Source organism: Citrobacter sp. Ce006, from assembly GCF_030336535.1.
Taxonomy (GTDB): Bacteria; Pseudomonadota; Gammaproteobacteria; order Enterobacterales; family Enterobacteriaceae; genus Citrobacter; species Citrobacter europaeus.
Window position 1 is genome coordinate 79250 of sequence record NZ_JAOWDO010000065.1, and the last position, 19063, is coordinate 98312.

Below are 19063 nucleotides of genomic sequence, written 5' to 3' on the forward strand. Positions count from 1 at the left end.
AAAAAAACCTTTCTAAAACCTGAAACAACGGTTTATTTTAGTGGGATTCATTCTGCGGCGTGAATTTCAGCTCGATCAAGGCAACCGCTTTTTGTATTGCGCGCATAGTGACCGGATCGGCACCTGCAGGATGGCTGGAAAAATCGATGCTTTTCAGCTGGCTGGACATTTTTTCCCGAACTTCTACTGGGGCAATAACATCAAGAACATCCAGAATTTGCTTGATTACCAGTTGACAGGCAACAACGTCCGAGAGCAGTTCCTGATCGGCATTCAGTGTTTGGGACATGGTGAGCTCCTTATTGAAAGGTCGTCATAGTACCCATTCAGCGCTCGAAACGATAGCCGCCCACGCATAACGAATGCGTTGGAAATAAAAATAGTTCCAGTCAGTTTCTTTTGAGATGGCAAGCACAACATGAGTGAACAGTTAGCGGTCGAGAACAAACGCGGTCTTTCACCGGCGGCATTACTTGTTGCCGGGGCTTTCTTTATGGAATTTATTGACGGCACGGTGATTGCCACCGCCCTGCCTGATATGGCTAAAAGCTTTGGTGTGCAGGCGGTAGACCTGAACATTGGCATCAGCGCCTACCTGATAACCCTTGCGGTGCTTATCCCCGCCAGCGGCTGGATTGCGGATCGCTTCGGTGCAAGAAAGGTGTTTACCCTGGCGCTGGCGATTTTCACCCTCGCGTCGGTTTTATGCGGTTTGTCCGAAAGCCTTGAGGGTTTTGTCGCCATGCGAATCTTGCAGGGCGTCGGTGGCGCATTAATGGTTCCTGTTGGCCGTCTTGCGGTACTGCGCACCACGCCTAAACATCAGTTGATCACCGCTATTGCCACCCTGACCTGGCCCGCATTAGTCGCACCGATCATTGGGCCTCCCCTTGGGGGATTCATTACCAGCTATGCCAACTGGCGTTGGATATTCTTTATTAACGTACCGCTGGGAATACTGGCGATCGCGCTGGCGCTAAGGTTTATCCCGGATATTCATGACGACGAGCGTCGTCCGTTTGATATAGCGGGTTTTATCGCGACCTCTGTTGCGATGGTAAGTCTGGTGTATGCCATGGAGTTACTGGGAACCCGGCAGCCGCAGGGCTGGCTAACCGCCGGGCTTCTGGCGCTAGGGACGGTGACCTTCCTTTTTGCCCTGCATCATTTTCGTCGTGCTACCTGGCCGATGATTCGTCTTGATGCCATGAGCGTCCCAACTTTTCGCGTCACCATGTACGGCGGGTCGCTGTTTCGCGCTTCTATCAGCGCGGTGCCATTTCTGCTGCCGTTAATGTTCCAGGTCGGTTTTGGCATGAATGCTTTTCATGCAGGCTCGCTGGTACTGGCGGTTTTTGTGGGCAATCTGACGATAAAACCTGCCACTACGCCGTTAATACGCTGGCTCGGCTTTAAGAGACTGCTGTTAATCAATGGTGCGCTTAACGTCCTGGCGCTGCTGGCCTGCGCATTAATTACGCCACAGACTCCCGTGTGGGTTATTTTGCTGGTGTTGTATCTGGGCGGCGTATTCCGCTCAATTCAGTTTACCGGCGTCAGCACGCTTGCTTTTGCGGATGTTCCCGCGTCACAAATGAGCTACGCCAATACGTTGTTCAGTACGGCAACACAATTAGCGGTAGGCTTAGGCATTTCATTGGCCGCTATCGGGATACGTATCGGCGATGAGGTGAGTAAGTGGCTGACATTGGGGAATATTCCAGGAATCAGTTTCCGGCTGGCCTTTGTCGCTATTGCCATTATTTGCCTGGTCGGAATGGTGGATACGCTGCGACTTGCCCGTGATGCTGGAAGCGCGGTGTCTGATAAGAACAGATAGCCCGACAGGTGAACACCGCCGGGCCAACAGGTTTAGCCAATTATCTCGCGAACAAACGCTTCGATCGCTTTGTCCTGGCAGTTGTCAAAGAAACACTGCTGGAAGCGCGGACCCGATACGGCGGTTTTCACCAGCTCAGGATCGATAGCGCGTAGCGTATCCAGATAGTTTTCTTTTACCACCGCCGCTTTCACCTGGTTCAGAATACCGGCGTTACGCACCTGTGGCTCTTTACGCTCAGGCGGATAACCTTCGCCGTTACGACCAGTGAACGCTTTTTCAAACATATAGCGCACATTTAACTCAGCGCCCCAACCAAAACCTTTGGCGAATGCCAGAGAAAGCGCGTTACCGTTGTTGATCTGAGAGAATAAGAACGCGTCAGCCGGATCAAGACAGTAACCACACACCACGCCCGGATGAATATTCAGCGACATCATTGCCCCCTGACCCGTACCGCAACCCGTGACAACAAAATCCACGGCTTTGGAATTGAGCAGGATGCTGGCCATAATCCCTAAATGGATGTAGGTCAGATGATGGTCATTTTCGTCGCTCATCCCGACGTTGTACACTGGAAAACCTTTCTCATCCGCGACGGCTTTAAGCTCGTTATGAATGATGGCGTTTTTGCTTGCCTGGCTGTTTTCCATCATCAATGCAATTTTCATTCTGTAATCTCCTGAATGCGCTGCGGGGACCCGCAGAAAGTCATAACATTCAGGCCACATTACTATTTTGCAAACTCACTTTCAAATTTAATGAAATTTTGTTTTATAAAATAATGAAGTGCTCACATTTTTCCTTCGAAAGCTGAGAATGGCCTCAAGAAATTGACGTCGTTGCGATTAATCGCAGGTGATTTTCAGGTTATTCAAGCCATTGATACGTCAACACGTATGCCATGATAGCCTATCTCCGAACTTTCAGAGCGATCACATGAAGACCTTTATCCTTGCCCTTTTGCCGCTCGTGCTGACAGGATGCACTATAACTAAACAGGCGCAGGTCAGCGAAGCCAGCGCCATCACCGGCGTGGTTCGCCTGACCTACAACCAGGCCATGTTACAGTCGGCGCGTACCGATGACTACGTTACCCAGGGGACAGCCACCAAAGAGTGTCAGCGCCTGGGTTATGCCAGCGCAATGGCGTTTGGTCAGCCGGTGTCAACCTGTAGCCTGTACGCCGGTTCTTTGTGTTTAAATACCAAAATAACCCTCGCCTGGCAGTGTCACGGCGCAGCGGTATCACCATCCACTTCCTTTAATTATTAATATTTTCGACCAGCACATTATTGCTGGTCTTCTGCCTTCTCGTTATTTATTCTCCGACCAGTAGCGTTAATGCGTTTTATTCCCATTCGCATTTTTAATAAATAAATTTATTATTTTACCTTTTGCAAATAATTAAATAACAAATTATAGTGGCGCCACGTCAATATATAATAACGTTTGTGGAGCAGAACCATGCTGAAAACAGAAATGATCGACCAACTGAATGAGCAGATGAACCTTGAATTATATTCTTCTCTGCTCTACCAACAGATGAGCGCGTGGTGCAGCTATCACAGCTTCGAAGGTGCCGCTGCGTTTTTGCGCCGTCACGCCCAGGAAGAGATGACGCATATGCAGCGTCTGTTTGACTACCTGACCGATACCGGCAGCTTGCCGTGTATTAATACCGTCTCTTCCCCTTTTGCTGAATATGCGTCTCTGGACGAATTGTTCCGTGTCACTTACGAACACGAGCAACTGATCACCCAGAAAATTAATGAGCTGGCACACGCGGCAATGACTCACCAGGATTACCCGACGTTTAATTTCCTGCAATGGTATGTTGCCGAGCAGCATGAAGAAGAGAAATTATTTAAATCTGTTATTGATAAGTTATCACTGGCAGGGAAAAGTGGCGAAGGTCTTTATTTCATCGATAAAGAACTGGCTACGCTTGATACACAGAATTAATGTCTCTGGGTAATGAAGGCAACCCGCCATCATTACCCGTGACAATTAGTGACGGCAGATCTTGCTTTCGTGCGTAGAGAAGCCGTCTTCTTGTGCAATAAACTTTCCCTTCGCCGCTAAAAACGCCACCAGCTCTGCTGCCGTCATATCCGCAGCGGAACAGGTGTGAAAACGCGCCTGCTCGCCAAACCGTGCCGTAATCGCCGCCTCAAGGCTGGCATTCGAATACTGCTCGCCAGATTCAATCATCATGTTGAGCACTTCGTGACCGTGAATAGATTCCATACTACCTCCTCAATAAAGTCCGTAGCCTAATGTGAACCGCACGGCGCTGCTTTGCGCTAACGCAGGTTTAGTCGCAGATAAATGTCATTTGTCATACATCTTAAGGCGCGAAATATCGTAAAGATTAATGTACATACATTGTAACGGTGATTTGACGAAAATAGCGTTTTGCCTTAACCTGCGCCGCAGATATAACCGTTGATTATCTCTGGGACAGAGGAAAGCGTGAAAAACAGAACCCTGGGTAGTATTTTTATCGTGGCGGGAACCACGATTGGTGCCGGTATGTTGGCAATGCCGCTGGCTGCGGCAGGCGTGGGGTTTAGCGTCACGCTGGTGTTGTTAGTGAGTCTTTGGGCGTTGATGTGCTACACCGCGCTGTTGCTGCTTGAAGTGTATCAACACGTACCGGCTGATACCGGGCTGGGTACGCTGGCAAAACGTTATCTTGGTCGTTACGGACAATGGGTAACGGGTTTTAGCATGATGTTTTTAATGTACGCGCTGACGGCGGCGTATATCAGTGGCGCGGGTGAATTGCTGGCTTCCAGCATCAGCGACTGGACCGGAACAACTCTATCACCGACAACAGGCGTGCTGCTGTTCACCTTTGTTGCCGGTGGTGTGGTTTGCGTAGGAACCTCGCTGGTCGATCTGTTCAACCGTTTGTTATTCAGCGCCAAGATAATCTTCCTGGTGGCGATGCTGGCTCTGTTGATGCCGCATATCCATAAAGTAAACCTGCTTACGCTACCGCTTCAGCAGGGACTGGCATTGTCCGCAATCCCGGTTATCTTCACTTCGTTCGGTTTTCACGGTAGCGTCCCTAGTATCGTCAGCTATATGAATGGCAACATCCGTAAACTGCGTTGGGTGTTTATCACCGGTAGCGCCATTCCGCTGGTCGCTTATATCTTCTGGCAACTGGCCACGCTTGGCAGTATTAACTCGTCCACGTTCATGGGGCTATTAGCCAACCACGCTGGCTTAAACGGTTTATTGCAGGCATTGCGTGAAGTCGTGGCTTCGCCGCACGTCGAGCTGGCGGTGCATCTGTTTGCCGACCTCGCTTTGGCGACCTCTTTCCTCGGCGTGGCGCTGGGATTATTTGACTACCTGGCCGACCTCTTCCAACGCCGTAATACCGCTGCGGGAAGAGTACAAACTGGCGTGGTGACCTTCCTGCCACCGCTGGCATTTGCACTGTTCTATCCGCGTGGTTTCGTCATGGCGCTGGGGTATGCAGGCGTTGCCCTGGCGGTGCTGGCGCTGCTCATTCCCTCGATGCTGGTCTGGCAGAGCAGAAAACAAAATCCGCAGGCTACCTACCGTGTGGCGGGCGGAGCTCCGGCGCTGGCGCTGGTATTTTTGTGCGGCATTGTGGTGATAGCAGTACAGTTTTCTATTGCTGCAGGACTACTACCGGAAGTGGGTTAAAACAAAAGGGGCTTTCGCCCCTTTCTGTTAATGCAAACAGCACTGCTTATATTTCTTGCCGCTACCACACGGACAAGGGTCATTACGCCCTACTTTGGCATCCACTTTTACCGGTACCTTGACCGGCGTTTCCTGGGGATGCGCCATCCAGTAAGCATGCAGATCCAGCGCCGCCAGGCGAATGGCATCCACGCTCTCTTCAAACGCTTCTGGCGTCAGCTTCTCAACCACCGCAAAGTTCTCTTCCGTACCGTGCAGCGCAATAGCCTCAAGCGCAGGTTTTAACGTGTCTGGTAACGCGGACCAGTCTGACAAAGCAACGCCGCGCATATAGCCGAAGCACCACTCTTCAACGATAGTCAGTTCATGTTCGTCAATTTCACGTAAACCAAACAGCGGCTCAAACTGCTCAGGATATTCATCCAGACGGTCGGCCGTATCCGCCATATGTTGAAACGCCAGGTTCATGAAACGCGTCATTTCTTTTTCGGAGGACCAGCGAGGAACATACTGCGCGCCGCCCCAAATAGCGACCAGCCACTGCTCCGGTTCAATTTCATACGGAGAACTCAGCACCGCCGTCAGTAAACCATCCAGTTCTGATACATCCAGAATAGCCTTGTCCGTATTGTACTTAGTCAATACATCATCCAGCCATTCCAGTTCGCTCTCGTTTAATGGTCCCGTTTTCATAACGCTTTTCCTTAGTCAAAAAATCTTGCCTGTGATCATCCTACATGGCTGGAGGGATAACAGATACAAATGGGCATATGCGGCATCAGTTGCCGCCTGTTCAGGTTAACAGGAAACGAGGGGAATTCCGGTAGTTAACGCACAAAAGAGAACACTAAGCCGCCGGGCATCATACCGGGAAAACACAATAAAACCACCCGCAGGTGGTTTACTGTTGCTCAATGCGGTTGAGCGTTGCGGTATAGCCCGTTTTCGCTACAGCATTTAGTAAAGTATCGGTTGGGAAACCTTCTGGCACGATCGCTTCTGCCTGCCGGGTTTTTAGGGAGGATTTTGCTTTTATCACGCCGTCGGTTTCACGCAGCGCCTGATTGACTGAAATAACGCATAGCGAGCAGGTCATATTTTGTATATCCAGCACCACTTTTTGATTGGTCGCCTGAGCCCACACCGGCAGCAGCAAACATACAACTAACGTGAAGATCTTCATTCAAATACCTCATAAAACCAGGCGACGAGCGTTGGGTAAAATAACACTGGCAAAATCAACGCCAGTGCGCACCAGTAGAGAATGCGCGCCTGCTTCAGCGTTAGCCATCCGGAGCACCACAACCGTTTGGAAAAATAGAGCCGCCAGAAGACCCGCAGCAATAAGCCCAGGGACAGCAGCATCAAAGGCATTCGCAAAAACTCAAACCGGGTGAAAACAGCAAAGCTTGCCGCAGAAATACCAAACAGCAGGTAGAGCAGCGGTCCAATACAGCACAAGCCCGCGGTGACGGCAGCCGCAGCGGCCGTCAACAGGGTGAGTCCCGCCCCTTTAGCGTTGTTCTGTGGCGACATAGCTGTAGGAGAACGCTTTAGGATCATAGAAATTGATCGGGTCGCCATCGACTTCAGCGTAAGGATAGCCAAAGTTGTTCATGGCTCCCTGCTCCGTTGCCGGATACAACTCGAAATCACGCCCGTAGTTGAATCCAACCCAGTTCATTTCCCAGTTACCAAACAGGTAAGTATTTACCGCCTGGACATCGGCGTCCTGATGCGATTTTTTCTCTGCCAGACGCATTTTGGTCACGTCAGCGGGATCGCACGGTAACCAACCGTAACCAGCAAGATAGAATTCGGCTCGGCAATGTTGTCCACCGCTCACATCGGCGACGCCTGCACCGTCTGCTTTGCCAAAAGCGCTTTTCGAGTAACGTTCGAGTTTATTGGCTTTGCCCAGACGGATGCCAAACAGTTCGCGCGCCGGAATACCGCTGGCCCGCGCCAGAGCCACAAAAACGGAGCTCATGTCGGTGCATTTTCCTTTGAGCTTACCGCTTTTTAAGATCTCCGCCACATCCCCCGTGCCGCAGCCAATGACGTCGTTATCGCGCTCCATATGGCTGCTGACCCATTCGTAAATCAGGCGCGCTTTTTTCAGCGGATCCTGCTCATTACCGGTGATTTTACGCGCAGTTTCCAGAACAAGCCCATCAACTGGGGTATGTGCTGTTGGCAACAGATACGGTTTTACATCCAGCGGGTAAATAATCTGTTCGGGTGCCTGCCAGGTTTTCAGCGCATCCTGCTTCAGCGGTTCCCAGTCGGCGGTTTCAATGTCGATATCAACGTTAATCAACAATTCGCCCTGCGAGTCAGGCCAGGTGGCAAACAGCGTTTTCGCGCCATAGGTATTATTGGTAGTGACGTATGCTCGCTTAAAGTTTCCGCTAAAGGCGAGCGCCGTCATTTGTTGAAATGCGGTATCTACCGGCAGCGGGATCCACAGTTTCACTACGCCGCTCGATCCCTTAGGAGGATTGAGTTTATACGTTTGAGATAAGACAAAACGTCGACGAGCGACTGGCGCAACGGATGGCTCAGCGGCACGGACCGTCTGACTAATGACGGCAGGACCGACTAAACCGGCGGCGGAAAGGAGAACGCTATTTTTGAGAAACTGTCGACGTTGCATTGCTGTCTGTCCATGTTGTAAGAGTTGGGCTACGGCTAAGAAGGTAAAAACCGCATGCGATCATCACAGCAGACAGAGGCTGGCATAATAAGGCGAGTCGATGGAGGCTATTCATCAATAACAGACCTGTTAACTGTGAATGAAATGAGAAACTACAAGGTCGCTATTAAGCCATTTACAGGCAAAAAAGTACAGCAGTGGGAAGGAGTTCAGTATATATACACATGCGTAGCCAGTTTGCGGGCTAACCCTCTTGCCCCCTCGCGCATGACCGTATTGTGATTCCAGCGAAATACAGGTGCTGCCAGCGGGGCAAGATAATTCATCCAACGGATCGTGGTACGCACATTCCAGTCATACCTGACGATAGTTTCTGCACCACTTGCAGAAAAAGACCACACGCCTCGCCCTTCCACCGCGCCGCTGGCTTGTCCTTCAAGCAGAGAGCAAGGCAGAATGTTCAATACGTTGATGTCAAAGGTTAAGCGATAAGGAAGCGCCCCTTTCCAGGTATAACGATGCAGCGCCCCAATCCCCTGAAGATCGCCTTTCTTTAGCTCAACGATGCGTTCCAGACTTCCCCACCATTCCGGCCACTGGTCCGGATGGGAAAAAATATCCCATACCTCCTGGATTGAGGCCTCAACCCGCCAGACGGTGGAAAACTGATACTCAGCCACAATAAAGGCTCCCTCAAGGCGTAAAGAAATGAGTGGGAAAATGGATGTTGATAACCATCGCTTCCAGAAGAACGGTTTCTAATCGCTGCCCATCTGGGGCATAGCTGATCACTTTGGCAGGGAGTCCGTGGTAATTATCCAGCCAGACGTCGTAACGGTGAACGCCATCAACGGCCAGTCTTCCCTGTCCAACCACGGACACGAGCGTCGTCTCCCGCCCCGCAAGGCGCTCCTTAGCGACAACCGTCGTTGTTCCCCCACGTTGCAGATAGCGAATATTGCCCAACAACACGCCAATATCAGAGCGATCCACCCGATGACCGCGCTCATCCTGGATCAATAAATTGGTGGGCGACAGGTGCAAAATGGGCAACGTACCCACACCCAATGGCCATAACGTCACTTTACCGCTGACAGGATTAAAGATAAGCACCGCGCCTGAATGCGGCTGGGTAAAATCCATTCGTACATAGCCGGGTTTCTGATAGCTGTAGCGAATGATTTTATTCTCACCCTGTGCAGATGAGGATCGCATCATCACCTGATAAGAGGCCATGTTATTAAATGACTGCTGTGCAAACGCAATTGGATCCGCGGTCCCAACATCCGGCAAAAATGCCCCTCTCTTTTCCGCCGGGCATACTGTGCAGCTAAAAACGAGCAAAGCGGTGAACGCAACTAGCGGAGAAAATGAGACGCGCATGACCGCCCCCTGTATCTGTACTATCTGTAAACAGAAGCCATCACCTGTCGACTGTTTTTATTATAGTTCTTAACTGCGCGGCACTACTCTCCCGGCCCCTCTGAATCAATATGGGCAGCAGGTTTAAAGTTGGTTTTCTTTTCAGTTGAGATGACACCATAAAGCTATACTTTAATAGCCATACATTTAACAGGTATTAATCATGAAACTGCCATCGGTATTTTCATGCACCGTGCTCATATTACTGCTGCTGGCGTCATCGTCTGCCACAGCCAGCGCGTTACAAAACCAGGCCGTCAGAGAGCAAGAGTTAAGCGCGGCACTCCGAGCCGGTAATGGCGTCATCATCATTGGCGGAACGGATGATTTCGCTTTCACGCTCAGGGCACGAAACCGAATCCACAGACATTTGGCGATACAGGATAGCTTTGGCGATCCCATCCTGATGAATAGTTTCCAGGACCACAACTATAATCCCGCCCGCGATGGGTTTATTAACAACCCTGCCCGAGGGAGCTTTATGTTTAACGCACCGATTCGTCGATAGAATGACTGGCAATAGTGAGTGTGTAGAGGACAATTTACGTATCTGGCGGGTGACTTGACGCAAGGTAACGGTGGTTCGTAAAAAACAGGCACAAAAAAACCACCCGTAGGTGGTTTCACGACACTGCTTATTGCTTTGATTATTCTGTTCTTTCCCATGGTACCCGGAGTGGGACTTGAACCCACACAGCGCGAACGCCGAGGGATTTTAAATCCCTTGTGTCTACCGATTCCACCATCCGGGCTCGGGAAGAAATTGGAGGCGCGTTCCGGAGTCGAACCGGACTAGACGGATTTGCAATCCGCTACATAACCGCTTTGCTAACGCGCCGAAATCTTCTGGCTTTACAGCCGACATCCGCTATTGCCGATGTCTTTAATTTGGAGCGGGAAACGAGACTCGAACTCGCGACCCCGACCTTGGCAAGGTCGTGCTCTACCAACTGAGCTATTCCCGCATCACCAAGTAAGTTTGTTAATCACTTGATTTTGTTATCGTCTGGCAATCAGTGCTGCCGTTCGATGCGTTGCATTCTACTTACCTGACGCAATGAGTCAACGATATTTTTCACCACTGACGATCGTTTGCTGAAATTTGCGCCGAAACGATCACTGTTCAAGCAAATCTCCCCATGCAGCGCTCAAATACTGGAACATTGACCACAAAGTCAGTATCGCGGCGACGAAGAAAAGTGCGATCCCGGCGTACTCTACCCAGATATTTGGACGCCACAGCAACCATGCGAGCGCGGCCATTTGCGAAGTAGTTTTCACTTTACCGATCCAGGACACTGCCACACTGCTGCGTTTACCCAGCTCGGCCATCCATTCACGCAGCGCAGAGATAATTATTTCACGCGCAATCATCGTGGCGGCAGGCAGCGTCACCCACCAGCTGTGATAGTGTTCGGTCACCAACACCATCGCGATAGCCACCAGCACTTTATCAGCAACCGGATCGAGGAAGGCACCAAAACGGGTGCTTTGGTTCCAGCGACGTGCCAGAAAACCGTCAAACCAGTCGGTGACCGCCGCAATACAGAAGATCAGCGCACAAACGAAGGGAGCCCAGGTGAATGGCAGATAAAAAGCCAATACAAAGAATGGGATCAGGATGACGCGAAACAGCGTGAGCAACGTAGGGATATTAAATTGCATATGACGGATAACTATCTGTTGTCAGTGAAATTACCCCTATGTTGCTACAGAGGGCCTAATGTTTCAACGAGTAGAAGATCTTTTCTGCCAGAGCTTGCGAAATACCCGGCACTTTTGCAATTTCTTCGATACTCGCGTTACGAAGACCTTGCAAACCGCCCATATATTTCAACAACATCTGCCGACGCTTTGGACCAACGCCTTCAATGGTCTCAAGCGTACTGGTACTTTTCACCTTCGCCCGTTTTTTACGGTGCCCGCTAATCGCATGATCGTGAGATTCATCGCGGATATGCTGGATAACGTGCAATGCAGGCGAATCAGGCGGCAGGCTAAAGCCCTCACCTTCCGGCTCAAAGAACAGCGTTTCCAGTCCTGCTTTACGATCGGCCCCTTTTGCCACCCCCAACAAGAGTGGGTGCTGTTTGTCCCAGGGAACATCCAGCTCCGCAAAAACGGCTTTCGCCTGCCCTAACTGACCTTTACCGCCGTCGATCAATATGACGTCCGGAATCTTACTTTCTTCAATCGCCTTACCGTAACGCCGACGCAGAACCTGATTCATGGCCGCATAATCGTCACCCGGCGTAATGCCGGTGATGTTATAGCGGCGATATTCTGCACGCAGCGGGCCATTGGCATCGAATACCACGCAGGAGGCTACCGTCTGCTCGCCCATCGTGTGGCTGATATCAAAACATTCCATGCGTTTTACTGCCGGTAGCTTAAGTACCGATGCCAGCGCCGTCAGACGTTGGGTAATGGTCGACTGCTGGGAAAGCTTCGTGGTTAACGCCACCGCCGCGTTGGTTCGCGCCAGCTTCAGATAACGAGCGCGATCGCCTCGCGGTTTCGTCTGAACGTTAACCTTCCGCCCGGCCAGCTCAGACAAAGAATCCGCCAGCAGGGTTTTATCGCTAAGATTAAAATCGAGCAGGATCTCACCGGGTAAGGTGCGCATCTGGCTTCCCTGCAAATAGAACTGTCCGACGAAGGTTTCGACGACCTCGCCGAGTTCTGTTCCACTCGGTACTTTCGGGAAATAGCTGCGACTGCCTAACACTTTCCCCTGGCGAATGAACAGAACGTGCACACAGGCCATGCCAGCGTCAAACGCCACGCCGATGACGTCCAGATCGTCTCCGGTATTTGAGACAAACTGTTTTTCAGTCACGCGGCGTACGGCCTGAATTTGATCACGGATGCGGGCAGCCTCTTCAAATTCGAGATTTTGGCTGGCCTTTTCCATCCGGGCGATCAGTTGCGTTAATACCTGATCGTCTTTCCCGGACAGGAACAGACGAACGTAATCAACCTGCTGCGCATACTCTTCTTCACTCACCAGACCCGCGACACACGGACCGAGGCAGCGACCAATCTGATATTGCAGACAAGGACGCGAGCGATTGCGATAAACACTGTTTTCGCACTGACGTATAGGGAAGATTTTCTGCAGCAGCGCCAGCGTCTCACGTACAGCATAACCGTTAGGGAACGGTCCAAAGTACTCGCCTTTGGCATGCTTAGCCCCACGATGCATCGCCAGGCGAGGATGGGTATCGCCGCTGAGGAAAATAAAAGGATAGGATTTATCGTCGCGCAGCAAAACATTGTAGCGCGGCTGATACAGCTTGATGTAGTTGTGCTCAAGCAGTAACGCTTCGGTTTCGGTGTGCGTTACCGTGACATCAATCTGCTGTATTTGCGCGACCAGCGCTTCGGTCTTACGCGACGCGAGGTTGCTACGGAAGTAGCTGGAAAGCCTTTTTTTCAGGTCTTTCGCTTTCCCGACGTAGATGACCGTCCCGGCGATATCATACATACGATACACGCCGGGCTGACTGGTCACGGTTTTCAGGAACGCTTTGGCATCAAACTGATCGGTCACTGGCTTGTTAATGTCTCCGCATTACACAGGCCATGGCGAATTGCCAGATGAGTCAGCTCAACATCGCCGTGAATGTTTAATTTACTGAACATTCGATAGCGATAGCTGTTCACCGTTTTAGGACTAAGATTCAGCTGTTCTGAGATCTCATTGACCTTCTGACCTTTGGTGATCATCAGCATAATCTGCAACTCACGTTCAGACAAACTGGCAAACGGGGTTTCCGTTTTCTCAGGCTCAATCTGGCTGAGCGCCATTTGCTGAGCGATATCGGAGGCAATATAACGTTGGCCGGAAAAAACCGAACGAATCGCACTCACAACTTCCTGGGGGGCGGCTCCCTTGCTGAGATACCCCGCAGCTCCTGCCTGCATGACTTTAGCAGGCAACGGGTTTTCGGTATGGACCGTCAGCATGATCACTTTAATGTCAGCCGTTGAACGCGCAATTTTTCGCGTTGCCTCAAGGCCACCAATACCGGGCATATTCATGTCCATCAGCACGACGTCAACGGAATTTGAGCGGCACCATTTTACCGCATCTTCACCGCAGCACGCCTCGCCGACAACTTTAATGCCTTTTATATCTTCAAGAATGCGTCGTATCCCTGCGCGCACCAGTTCGTGGTCATCAACAAGAAAAACGTTGATCAAAGGAATATCTCCAGAATAGGGATAACGCTACCGATAGTTAATCGGTCCTATGTTAACGGGTTTTATCTCAACTTTGAAATGTAAAAAACGCCCGACTTTCGATTTTGCTCTCGTTTTTGGAAATTAGATTGTACGACGGGTGGAAACATTCAGTACTGGCAACCTTCGGCCACGGTTATATCTGCATAGCTGTTTCATAATAGTGACAAAAAAATCATATTCCTTCGCTGAATACGAACCAGGCAGTTAAAGTTGTAACAATAATTAACGAAGAAAATACTCGAAATAAACATCAAGTGGAGAAAATATATGCAGTGCAACATGTTGTTTATTTTAATGTCACCCACTTTTGTTTGCGCAAAAAACAACCGATGATATTTTTAGCCTCGCTTATGGTATACTCCGCCGCCTTAAGATTTCACATCGCACTTTTTCATTGAAACATAACGAGGAAAATAAATGAGTACGCCTGACTTTTCCACTGCTGAGAATAACCAGGAACTGGCCAATGAAGTCACCTGCCTGAAAGCCATGTTAACGCTGATGCTGCAGGCAATGGGTCAAGCTGATGCAGGACGCGTGATTCTTAAAATGGAAAAACAGATCGCACAGATTGAAGATCAATCACAGGCTGCGGTATTTTCCAGCACTGTTAAGCAAATTAAACAGGCCTACCGCCAGTAATAAGAAACCGGCTGAAAGCATCGCTATCAGCCGGTTCTGCGTCTGACACTCAGAACGATAATTTATTCAGATAAGCCCGGTCGCAGCGGCGTAACAGGCAATCTGCGTTTTGTTTGGCGCATTGAATTTCTTTTGCATATTCTTCTGGTGAAAGTTAACGGTATTTTCAGAAATCGAGAGAATTATTGCTATTTCTGAAGATGTTTTGCCCTCAGCGGTCCATTTCAATATTTCTTTTTCCCGCTTGCTAAAGCGCATCTCTGGCGCCATGACCATGTCATCTTCCAGTCGCGTCAGAACGGATAAACTTTCCCGCACCAAGAGCTGCATCCTGAGCTCCACTTCATCATTCGCAAAGCGACTATTGCGGATACTTGCACGTGACACCGATAAAAACCCCAACGCTCGATTAGGTAACATTAAGCATTGCGTCATCCCTTTACGTAAACCATGATTGCGCGCGGCATCCCACAGGGGCTGCGCATCGCGAAATAAGGTGTCGTTCCAGGGTAAATGCCCCTGACTGAAGTTTTCAGGCTTCAGCACCGGATCAATCGCGAAATAATTCTCGGACTGATAATGCGCCACCCAGGCTTTGGGATACGTCGTGTGAAGTGATGTTTTGGGCCGGGTAAAAGGTACGGGATGACGAACACAGAGCGCGTAAAAATCGAACTCTAAGTGCTGCGTCTGTTGCTGTAATTCATTATAGACATCCTCTGCCGTCGCCATTTCCTGAAAGCGTAACAGCATGCTCCGTCGCCAGGTGAAGAAATCATGATCCTGCATACTAAGTGGTATTGCCCCTGAGATTGATAATCATCCAAACATATGAAACAAGCTAACACATAAATGTATTTTATATATGCAAATTATCGGACAAAGGAACAATTACTTGAGCGTTGCTCAACGGCGAGAGGAAGTAACAGAATCGGGGGTTGATAATAAAGCAATATTTATAAATAGTTATGCGAGCAGTACTCACCCAAAAACATTATCGGTGAGTACTGTATGCACAATTTATTGCATCAGAAACTTTTCAAGAAACTGACGGGTTCGTGGCTGTTGCGGATGCGTGAACAGGGATTTAGCGGGGCCCTGCTCCACGATCCTGCCTTGATCCATAAATATCGCCCGGTCGGCCACATCGCGGGCAAAGCTCATTTCATGCGTCACAATCACCATGGTGCGTTTTTCCTGCGCCAGTTGACGGATGGTATTAAGTACCTCGCCAACAAGTTCAGGATCGAGCGCAGAGGTCGGCTCATCAAAAAGAATAACCTCGGGTCGCATCGCCAGCGCCCGGGCAATAGCCACGCGCTGCTGCTGCCCACCGGACAAGCGCCGCGGATAGCTGGTTTCTTTACCTGCCAGGCCAACCTTCGCCAGCAGTTCGCGCGCACGTGCTGTCGCTTCGGCTTTCGGCTCGCCTTTAACAATCACCGGGCCTTCAATAATGTTTTCCAGCACCGTACGATGTGGGAACAAATTAAAGTTCTGAAACACAAACCCCACGTGCTGGCGCAACTGACGAATCAGGCCTTTTTGCTGAGTTAACGAACGTGCGGTATCAATGGTAATCTCACCCACTTTAATGGTGCCCGCCTCCGGTTGCTCCAGCAAATTAATGCTACGCAACAGCGTGGTTTTGCCGGAACCGCTCGGCCCGATAATCGCCACGACCTCACCGGGTTTAACGTCGAGATCGATCCCATGTAACACCGTTTGCCCATGGAATTTTTTGACCAGGTTTCTGACTTCGATAGCACTCATTTCGGCTCTCTCTCCTGGCGGTTCAGTTGTTCTTCAAAATAGTTTTGCAGTGCGGAAAGCACCGTCGCCATCACCCAGTAAATCAACGAGGCCGCCAGATACATTGTGAACACTTCCAGAGTACGCGAGGTAATCAGCTGCGCCTGGCGGAACAGTTCCGGTACCTGAATAGTGGCAGCCAGAGAGGTGTCCTTCACCAGGCTAATAAAGCTGTTGCTCAGCGGCGGGAGCGCAACCCGCGCGGCCTGCGGCAGGATCGCCCGGCGCATGGTTTGCCATCTCGTCATGCCAATACTGGCGCCCGCCTCCCACTGCCCTTTGTCGATGGAAGAGATTGCCGCACGCAGGGTTTCCGCAGCGTAGGCTGCCGTATTAAGCGACAAGCCAATCATCGCCGCCGGGATGGGATCCAGCTCAATACCAAACTGCGGCAGACCGTAATAGATCATGAACAGTTGGGCAATCAACGGCGTTCCGCGAAAGATTGAGATATAAAAGCGCGCCAGCCAGCGCACAGGCAACAGCGGCGACAGACGCATCAGCGCCAGGATAAACCCCAGCACGAGGCCAAAGAACATCCCGCCGATGCTCAGTTGCAGCGTAAAAACCGCACCTTTGAGCAGGTACGGCAGAGAATCAATCACCAGTTGGATACTTTCATGCATTAGCGTTTTTCTACCTGGTCGTTACACGTGAGGATGGTAGGCAAACAGCGCAGGCGCCCCACCAGTATGAATAAAGAGAATTGGCCCTTCATCTTTGAAGCGTTTCTGGCTGATGCCGTCAATCAGACCTGCCATCGCCTTGCCGGTATACACCGGATCCAACAAGATACCTTCCAGCCGTGCCAGCAGTTTTACCGCCTCCATGCCCTCTTCGTTTGGCGTACCGTAGCCCGGCGCAAAATAATCGTCCCATAGCAGGATATCCGCGGAGGCCGTCAGTTCCAGTTCTCGGGCAATATCCTGCTGCAGCGTAACAACTTTGGGTTTTTGATCCGCCACGCTGCGCGAGACAGTCACGCCGATAAGTTCGACGTCTGGCATCAATTGTTCCAGACCGACGGCCAGTCCGGCATGCGTTCCCGCACTGCCCGAGGCAACCACTACGGAAGAGAGCGCGACAGCGCCTTCACACTGTTGGGCTATTTCCAGCGCACTTTCCACATAACCCAGTGCGCCCAGCGCGTTAGAGCCCCCAACCGGGATCACATACGGGCGGAACCCTTGCGCTTCAATACGCGTCGCCAACTCCTGCAGTTGTGCATTCGGATCGGTCAGCGCATCGCACATTTCAATTTGCGTATTAAACAGATCCAGCAGCAGACGGTTGCCATTGGTGAGATAGTTTTCCGCAGTGGTGCCAATCGGATTTTCCAGCAGCGCCACACAGTGCAGACCGAGCTTAGCCGCTACCGCCGCCGTCTGGCGAACGTGGTTAGACTGAATCGCACCGGCGGTTATCAGCGTATCAGCGCCTTCACGCAACGCGTCTGCGGCGAGAAATTCCAGCTTACGCAGCTTATTGCCGCCCATGGCCATCGGCGTGACGTCATCGCGTTTGATGAAAATATCGCGCCCGAGGTAGTCGGAAAAGCGTGGAAGATATTCGAGCGGTGTTGGCGCGCCAATAAATTCCAGACGTGGAAAGCGCGTTAAGTTATGCAGCGGCATACAGCCTCCGGTATTCGTTGTTGTGATGTTCTTTTTATTATGCACGTTCAGGCGTAATGAAATAAAAAAAGGCGCTGTTAAAGGCGCCTTTTTTCATCGGATGACGATTATTTCGTCACATCCGCTCCAAACCATTTTTCAGACAGCGCTTTCAGCGTACCGTCTTTTTGCATTTCGGCAATGGCAGCATCAACCGCTTTCAGCAGATCTTCATTGCCTTTGCGCAGCGCCACGCCGGACTCCTGGCGGGAGAATGCTTCACCGGTAACGGCCAGCGTATCCTTGGTTTTTTTCACCAGGTCCAGTGCGGCCAGGCGGTCAACCAGAATGGCATCGATACGGCCTACGCGCAGATCCTGGTATTTGGTCGGATCATCATCATAGGTACGAATATCCACGCCCTGCACGTTCTGACGCAGCCACTCTTCATAGTTGGTACCCAGACCAACGCCGACTTTTTTACCTTTCAGATCGGCAGCAGTCTTAATAACGCCTTCATTGCCTTTCTTCACCAGCGCCTGAATACCAGACACAGTATACGGGGTAGAGAAATCGTATTTTTTCTTCCGTTCGTCAGAGATGGTCACCTGGTTGATGACCACGTCAATGCGTTTGGAATCAAGAGAGGCCAGCATACCGTCCCATTTGGTCGGTTTGAGCGAGGCTTTCACACCCAGATGTTTAGCCAGCTCCTCGGCAAATTCCACTTCAAAACCGGTCAGCTTGCCGTCATCGCCCTGAAAACTAAACGGGGGATAGGTCCCTTCCAGGCCCACCAGCAGCGTGCCGCGCTCTTTAACTTTATTTAACAGACCTTCATCCGCATAAGTCTTTACGCTCATTCCGGCGACAAGTGCAACAGCCATTACACCCATCAGAGCCTGACGTCCCAGAAGTGCTAATTTCATAGTTACCCCGAATATTGTCATTAGTGACTGCTATTTATACACAAAATCATTCTAGTTGCATCAAGGCGGCAAGCGAGTAAGTCCCCAGGAGCTTACTAAAGTAAGTGACTGGGGTGAATGAGCGCAGCCAACACAGAGGCAACTTGAAGGATGACGTGTTTATGAGCGTAGTGTAGAGCGCTTGTCGTGATCCACAAACATCACTCTGTTACAC

The 19063-nt window shown here is 50.7% G+C and carries 24 protein-coding genes, 3 tRNA genes and 1 pseudogene; 8 read left to right on the top strand and 20 right to left on the bottom strand.

Translation table 11 applies throughout. From position 1 onward, the window contains the following. Nucleotides 1–37: 37 nt before the first annotated feature. Complete coding sequence (locus tag OGV94_RS07365; RefSeq protein ID WP_003034595.1) at nt 38–289, bottom strand: DUF2766 family protein; 252 nt, start codon at nt 287–289, stop codon at nt 38–40. A 129-nt stretch (nt 290–418) separates the two neighbouring features. On the opposite strand from OGV94_RS07365, the gene OGV94_RS07370 reads away from it, so the two are divergent. After that, nucleotides 419–1840, top strand: a complete 1422-nt coding sequence (locus tag OGV94_RS07370; protein WP_043016756.1) for an MFS transporter — start codon at nt 419–421, stop codon at nt 1838–1840. A gap of 32 nt (nt 1841–1872) precedes the next feature. On the opposite strand, the gene OGV94_RS07375 is transcribed toward OGV94_RS07370, so the two are convergent. Further along, nucleotides 1873–2511, bottom strand: a complete 639-nt coding sequence (locus OGV94_RS07375) for an RpiB/LacA/LacB family sugar-phosphate isomerase (protein WP_043016757.1) — start codon at nt 2509–2511, stop codon at nt 1873–1875. Between the two features lie 268 nt (nt 2512–2779). Between OGV94_RS07375 and yecR the strand changes: the two genes are divergently transcribed. Both yecR and ftnA read left to right on the top strand, forming a co-directional pair. Then, complete coding sequence (gene yecR, locus OGV94_RS07380) at nt 2780–3115, top strand: YecR family lipoprotein (protein WP_047410479.1); 336 nt, start codon at nt 2780–2782, stop codon at nt 3113–3115. A gap of 192 nt (nt 3116–3307) precedes the next feature. After that, a complete protein-coding gene (gene ftnA / locus OGV94_RS07385) occupies nt 3308–3805 on the top strand; it encodes a non-heme ferritin (protein ID WP_043016759.1) in 498 nt (165 codons plus the stop codon). 45 nt (nt 3806–3850) lie between these two features. Here ftnA and OGV94_RS07390 read toward each other — a convergent pair whose 3' ends face one another. Next, entirely contained in the window at nt 3851–4090 is a 240-nt protein-coding gene (locus OGV94_RS07390) for a YecH family metal-binding protein (protein WP_043016760.1), read from the bottom strand. 225 nt (nt 4091–4315) lie between these two features. Here OGV94_RS07390 and tyrP point away from each other — a divergent pair, with 225 nt between their 5' ends. Next, nucleotides 4316–5527: a tyrosine transporter TyrP gene (gene tyrP / locus OGV94_RS07395; RefSeq protein ID WP_043016761.1), complete on the top strand. Its 1212-nt coding sequence runs from the start codon at nt 4316–4318 to the stop codon at nt 5525–5527. A 27-nt stretch (nt 5528–5554) separates the two neighbouring features. Here tyrP and OGV94_RS07400 read toward each other — a convergent pair whose 3' ends face one another. The 6 genes from OGV94_RS07400 to OGV94_RS07425 form a co-directional block, all read right to left on the bottom strand. Continuing rightward, the gene (locus OGV94_RS07400; protein WP_003034581.1) at nt 5555–6220 is read right to left on the bottom strand and encodes a YecA/YgfB family protein; all 666 of its coding nucleotides are present in this window, start codon (nt 6218–6220) and stop codon (nt 5555–5557) included. Between the two features lie 208 nt (nt 6221–6428). Further along, nucleotides 6429–6710: a heavy-metal-associated domain-containing protein gene (locus OGV94_RS07405; protein WP_043016762.1), complete on the bottom strand. Its 282-nt coding sequence runs from the start codon at nt 6708–6710 to the stop codon at nt 6429–6431. Next, entirely contained in the window at nt 6707–7063 is a 357-nt protein-coding gene (locus OGV94_RS07410; protein ID WP_043016763.1) for a mercuric transporter MerT family protein, read from the bottom strand. Before OGV94_RS07410 ends, OGV94_RS07405 begins: the two co-directional genes overlap by 4 nt. Continuing rightward, entirely contained in the window at nt 7041–8183 is a 1143-nt protein-coding gene (locus tag OGV94_RS07415; protein ID WP_075146007.1) for a transglutaminase-like domain-containing protein, read from the bottom strand. Before OGV94_RS07415 ends, OGV94_RS07410 begins: the two co-directional genes overlap by 23 nt. Nucleotides 8184–8392: 209 nt before the next feature. Then, on the bottom strand, nt 8393–8863 hold the full coding sequence (locus tag OGV94_RS07420; protein WP_043016765.1) for an SRPBCC family protein: 471 nt from the start codon (nt 8861–8863) through the stop codon (nt 8393–8395). A 13-nt stretch (nt 8864–8876) separates the two neighbouring features. Further along, the gene (locus OGV94_RS07425) at nt 8877–9566 is read right to left on the bottom strand and encodes a LolA-like protein (RefSeq protein WP_080624999.1); all 690 of its coding nucleotides are present in this window, start codon (nt 9564–9566) and stop codon (nt 8877–8879) included. Nucleotides 9567–9768: 202 nt separating this feature from the next. Here OGV94_RS07425 and OGV94_RS07430 point away from each other — a divergent pair, with 202 nt between their 5' ends. After that, the gene (locus OGV94_RS07430) at nt 9769–10113 is read left to right on the top strand and encodes a hypothetical protein (RefSeq protein ID WP_072033925.1); all 345 of its coding nucleotides are present in this window, start codon (nt 9769–9771) and stop codon (nt 10111–10113) included. A gap of 157 nt (nt 10114–10270) precedes the next feature. Here the strand turns inward: OGV94_RS07430 and OGV94_RS07435 are convergent. The 6 genes from OGV94_RS07435 to uvrY form a co-directional block, all read right to left on the bottom strand. Next, nucleotides 10271–10357 (bottom strand) — tRNA-Leu (locus OGV94_RS07435). 12 nt (nt 10358–10369) lie between these two features. Next, nucleotides 10370–10443 (bottom strand) — tRNA-Cys (locus tag OGV94_RS07440). A 51-nt stretch (nt 10444–10494) separates the two neighbouring features. After that, a tRNA-Gly gene (locus OGV94_RS07445) sits at nt 10495–10570 on the bottom strand. Between the two features lie 151 nt (nt 10571–10721). Continuing rightward, nucleotides 10722–11270 (bottom strand): CDP-diacylglycerol--glycerol-3-phosphate 3-phosphatidyltransferase, encoded by a 549-nt coding sequence (gene pgsA, locus OGV94_RS07450; RefSeq protein WP_043016768.1) that lies wholly within the window; start codon nt 11268–11270, stop codon nt 10722–10724. A gap of 55 nt (nt 11271–11325) precedes the next feature. After that, nucleotides 11326–13158, bottom strand: a complete 1833-nt coding sequence (uvrC, locus tag OGV94_RS07455; protein ID WP_043016769.1) for an excinuclease ABC subunit UvrC — start codon at nt 13156–13158, stop codon at nt 11326–11328. Next, on the bottom strand, nt 13155–13811 hold the full coding sequence (gene uvrY / locus OGV94_RS07460; RefSeq protein ID WP_003834023.1) for a UvrY/SirA/GacA family response regulator transcription factor: 657 nt from the start codon (nt 13809–13811) through the stop codon (nt 13155–13157). The genes uvrC and uvrY overlap by 4 nt, the downstream gene beginning before the upstream one ends. Before the next feature lie 314 nt (nt 13812–14125). Between uvrY and OGV94_RS25200 the strand changes: the two are divergent. The 3 genes and pseudogenes from OGV94_RS25200 to OGV94_RS07470 form a co-directional block, all read left to right on the top strand. Further along, a pseudogene (locus OGV94_RS25200) lies at nt 14126–14188 on the top strand (hypothetical protein); the annotation flags it as partial. Beyond that, a complete protein-coding gene (locus OGV94_RS07465) occupies nt 14161–14274 on the top strand; it encodes a hypothetical protein (protein ID WP_227093317.1) in 114 nt (37 codons plus the stop codon). The pseudogene OGV94_RS25200 and the gene OGV94_RS07465, both read left to right, overlap by 28 nt. After that, the gene (locus tag OGV94_RS07470) at nt 14271–14495 is read left to right on the top strand and encodes a DUF2594 family protein (protein WP_043016770.1); all 225 of its coding nucleotides are present in this window, start codon (nt 14271–14273) and stop codon (nt 14493–14495) included. The genes OGV94_RS07465 and OGV94_RS07470 overlap by 4 nt, the downstream gene beginning before the upstream one ends. Nucleotides 14496–14561: 66 nt before the next feature. Here the strand turns inward: OGV94_RS07470 and sdiA are convergent, their stop codons facing one another. The 5 genes from sdiA to tcyJ form a co-directional block, all read right to left on the bottom strand. Then, nucleotides 14562–15284 carry a quorum-sensing transcriptional regulator SdiA gene (gene sdiA, locus OGV94_RS07475; RefSeq protein ID WP_043016771.1) on the bottom strand — a complete coding sequence of 241 codons (723 nt, stop codon included), beginning with the start codon at nt 15282–15284 and terminating at the stop codon, nt 14562–14564. Nucleotides 15285–15515: 231 nt separating this feature from the next. Beyond that, the gene (gene tcyN / locus OGV94_RS07480) at nt 15516–16268 is read right to left on the bottom strand and encodes an L-cystine ABC transporter ATP-binding protein TcyN (RefSeq protein ID WP_003030477.1); all 753 of its coding nucleotides are present in this window, start codon (nt 16266–16268) and stop codon (nt 15516–15518) included. After that, nucleotides 16265–16933: a cystine ABC transporter permease gene (tcyL, locus tag OGV94_RS07485; RefSeq protein ID WP_003030474.1), complete on the bottom strand. Its 669-nt coding sequence runs from the start codon at nt 16931–16933 to the stop codon at nt 16265–16267. Before tcyL ends, tcyN begins: the two co-directional genes overlap by 4 nt. 21 nt (nt 16934–16954) lie before the next feature. Further along, the gene (dcyD, locus tag OGV94_RS07490; protein WP_032943823.1) at nt 16955–17941 is read right to left on the bottom strand and encodes a D-cysteine desulfhydrase; all 987 of its coding nucleotides are present in this window, start codon (nt 17939–17941) and stop codon (nt 16955–16957) included. A 107-nt stretch (nt 17942–18048) separates the two neighbouring features. Further along, nucleotides 18049–18849: a cystine ABC transporter substrate-binding protein gene (tcyJ, locus tag OGV94_RS07495; RefSeq protein WP_043016773.1), complete on the bottom strand. Its 801-nt coding sequence runs from the start codon at nt 18847–18849 to the stop codon at nt 18049–18051. Nucleotides 18850–19063: the final 214 nt, after the last annotated feature.

Bases quoted from the DNA above. Each gene is read 5' to 3' on its own strand.
- OGV94_RS07430 (WP_072033925.1), top strand. From the start codon at position 9,769: ATGAAACTGCCATCGGTATTTTCATGCACCGTGCTCATATTACTGCTG.
- OGV94_RS07365 (WP_003034595.1), bottom strand. From the start codon at position 289: ATGTCCCAAACACTGAATGCCGATCAGGAACTGCTCTCGGACGTTGTT.
- OGV94_RS07470 (WP_043016770.1), top strand. From the start codon at position 14,271: ATGAGTACGCCTGACTTTTCCACTGCTGAGAATAACCAGGAACTGGCC.
- ftnA (WP_043016759.1), top strand. From the start codon at position 3,308: ATGCTGAAAACAGAAATGATCGACCAACTGAATGAGCAGATGAACCTT.
- OGV94_RS07410 (WP_043016763.1), bottom strand. From the start codon at position 7,063: ATGTCGCCACAGAACAACGCTAAAGGGGCGGGACTCACCCTGTTGACG.
- OGV94_RS07370 (WP_043016756.1), top strand. From the start codon at position 419: ATGAGTGAACAGTTAGCGGTCGAGAACAAACGCGGTCTTTCACCGGCG.
- dcyD (WP_032943823.1), bottom strand. From the start codon at position 17,941: ATGCCGCTGCATAACTTAACGCGCTTTCCACGTCTGGAATTTATTGGC.
- tcyJ (WP_043016773.1), bottom strand. From the start codon at position 18,849: ATGAAATTAGCACTTCTGGGACGTCAGGCTCTGATGGGTGTAATGGCT.
- pgsA (WP_043016768.1), bottom strand. From the start codon at position 11,270: ATGCAATTTAATATCCCTACGTTGCTCACGCTGTTTCGCGTCATCCTG.
- OGV94_RS07415 (WP_075146007.1), bottom strand. From the start codon at position 8,183: ATGCAACGTCGACAGTTTCTCAAAAATAGCGTTCTCCTTTCCGCCGCC.
- OGV94_RS07405 (WP_043016762.1), bottom strand. From the start codon at position 6,710: ATGAAGATCTTCACGTTAGTTGTATGTTTGCTGCTGCCGGTGTGGGCT.
- OGV94_RS07390 (WP_043016760.1), bottom strand. From the start codon at position 4,090: ATGGAATCTATTCACGGTCACGAAGTGCTCAACATGATGATTGAATCT.
- sdiA (WP_043016771.1), bottom strand. From the start codon at position 15,284: ATGCAGGATCATGATTTCTTCACCTGGCGACGGAGCATGCTGTTACGC.
- OGV94_RS07400 (WP_003034581.1), bottom strand. From the start codon at position 6,220: ATGAAAACGGGACCATTAAACGAGAGCGAACTGGAATGGCTGGATGAT.
- tcyN (WP_003030477.1), bottom strand. From the start codon at position 16,268: ATGAGTGCTATCGAAGTCAGAAACCTGGTCAAAAAATTCCATGGGCAA.
- OGV94_RS07425 (WP_080624999.1), bottom strand. From the start codon at position 9,566: ATGCGCGTCTCATTTTCTCCGCTAGTTGCGTTCACCGCTTTGCTCGTT.
- OGV94_RS07375 (WP_043016757.1), bottom strand. From the start codon at position 2,511: ATGAAAATTGCATTGATGATGGAAAACAGCCAGGCAAGCAAAAACGCC.
- tcyL (WP_003030474.1), bottom strand. From the start codon at position 16,933: ATGCATGAAAGTATCCAACTGGTGATTGATTCTCTGCCGTACCTGCTC.
- yecR (WP_047410479.1), top strand. From the start codon at position 2,780: ATGAAGACCTTTATCCTTGCCCTTTTGCCGCTCGTGCTGACAGGATGC.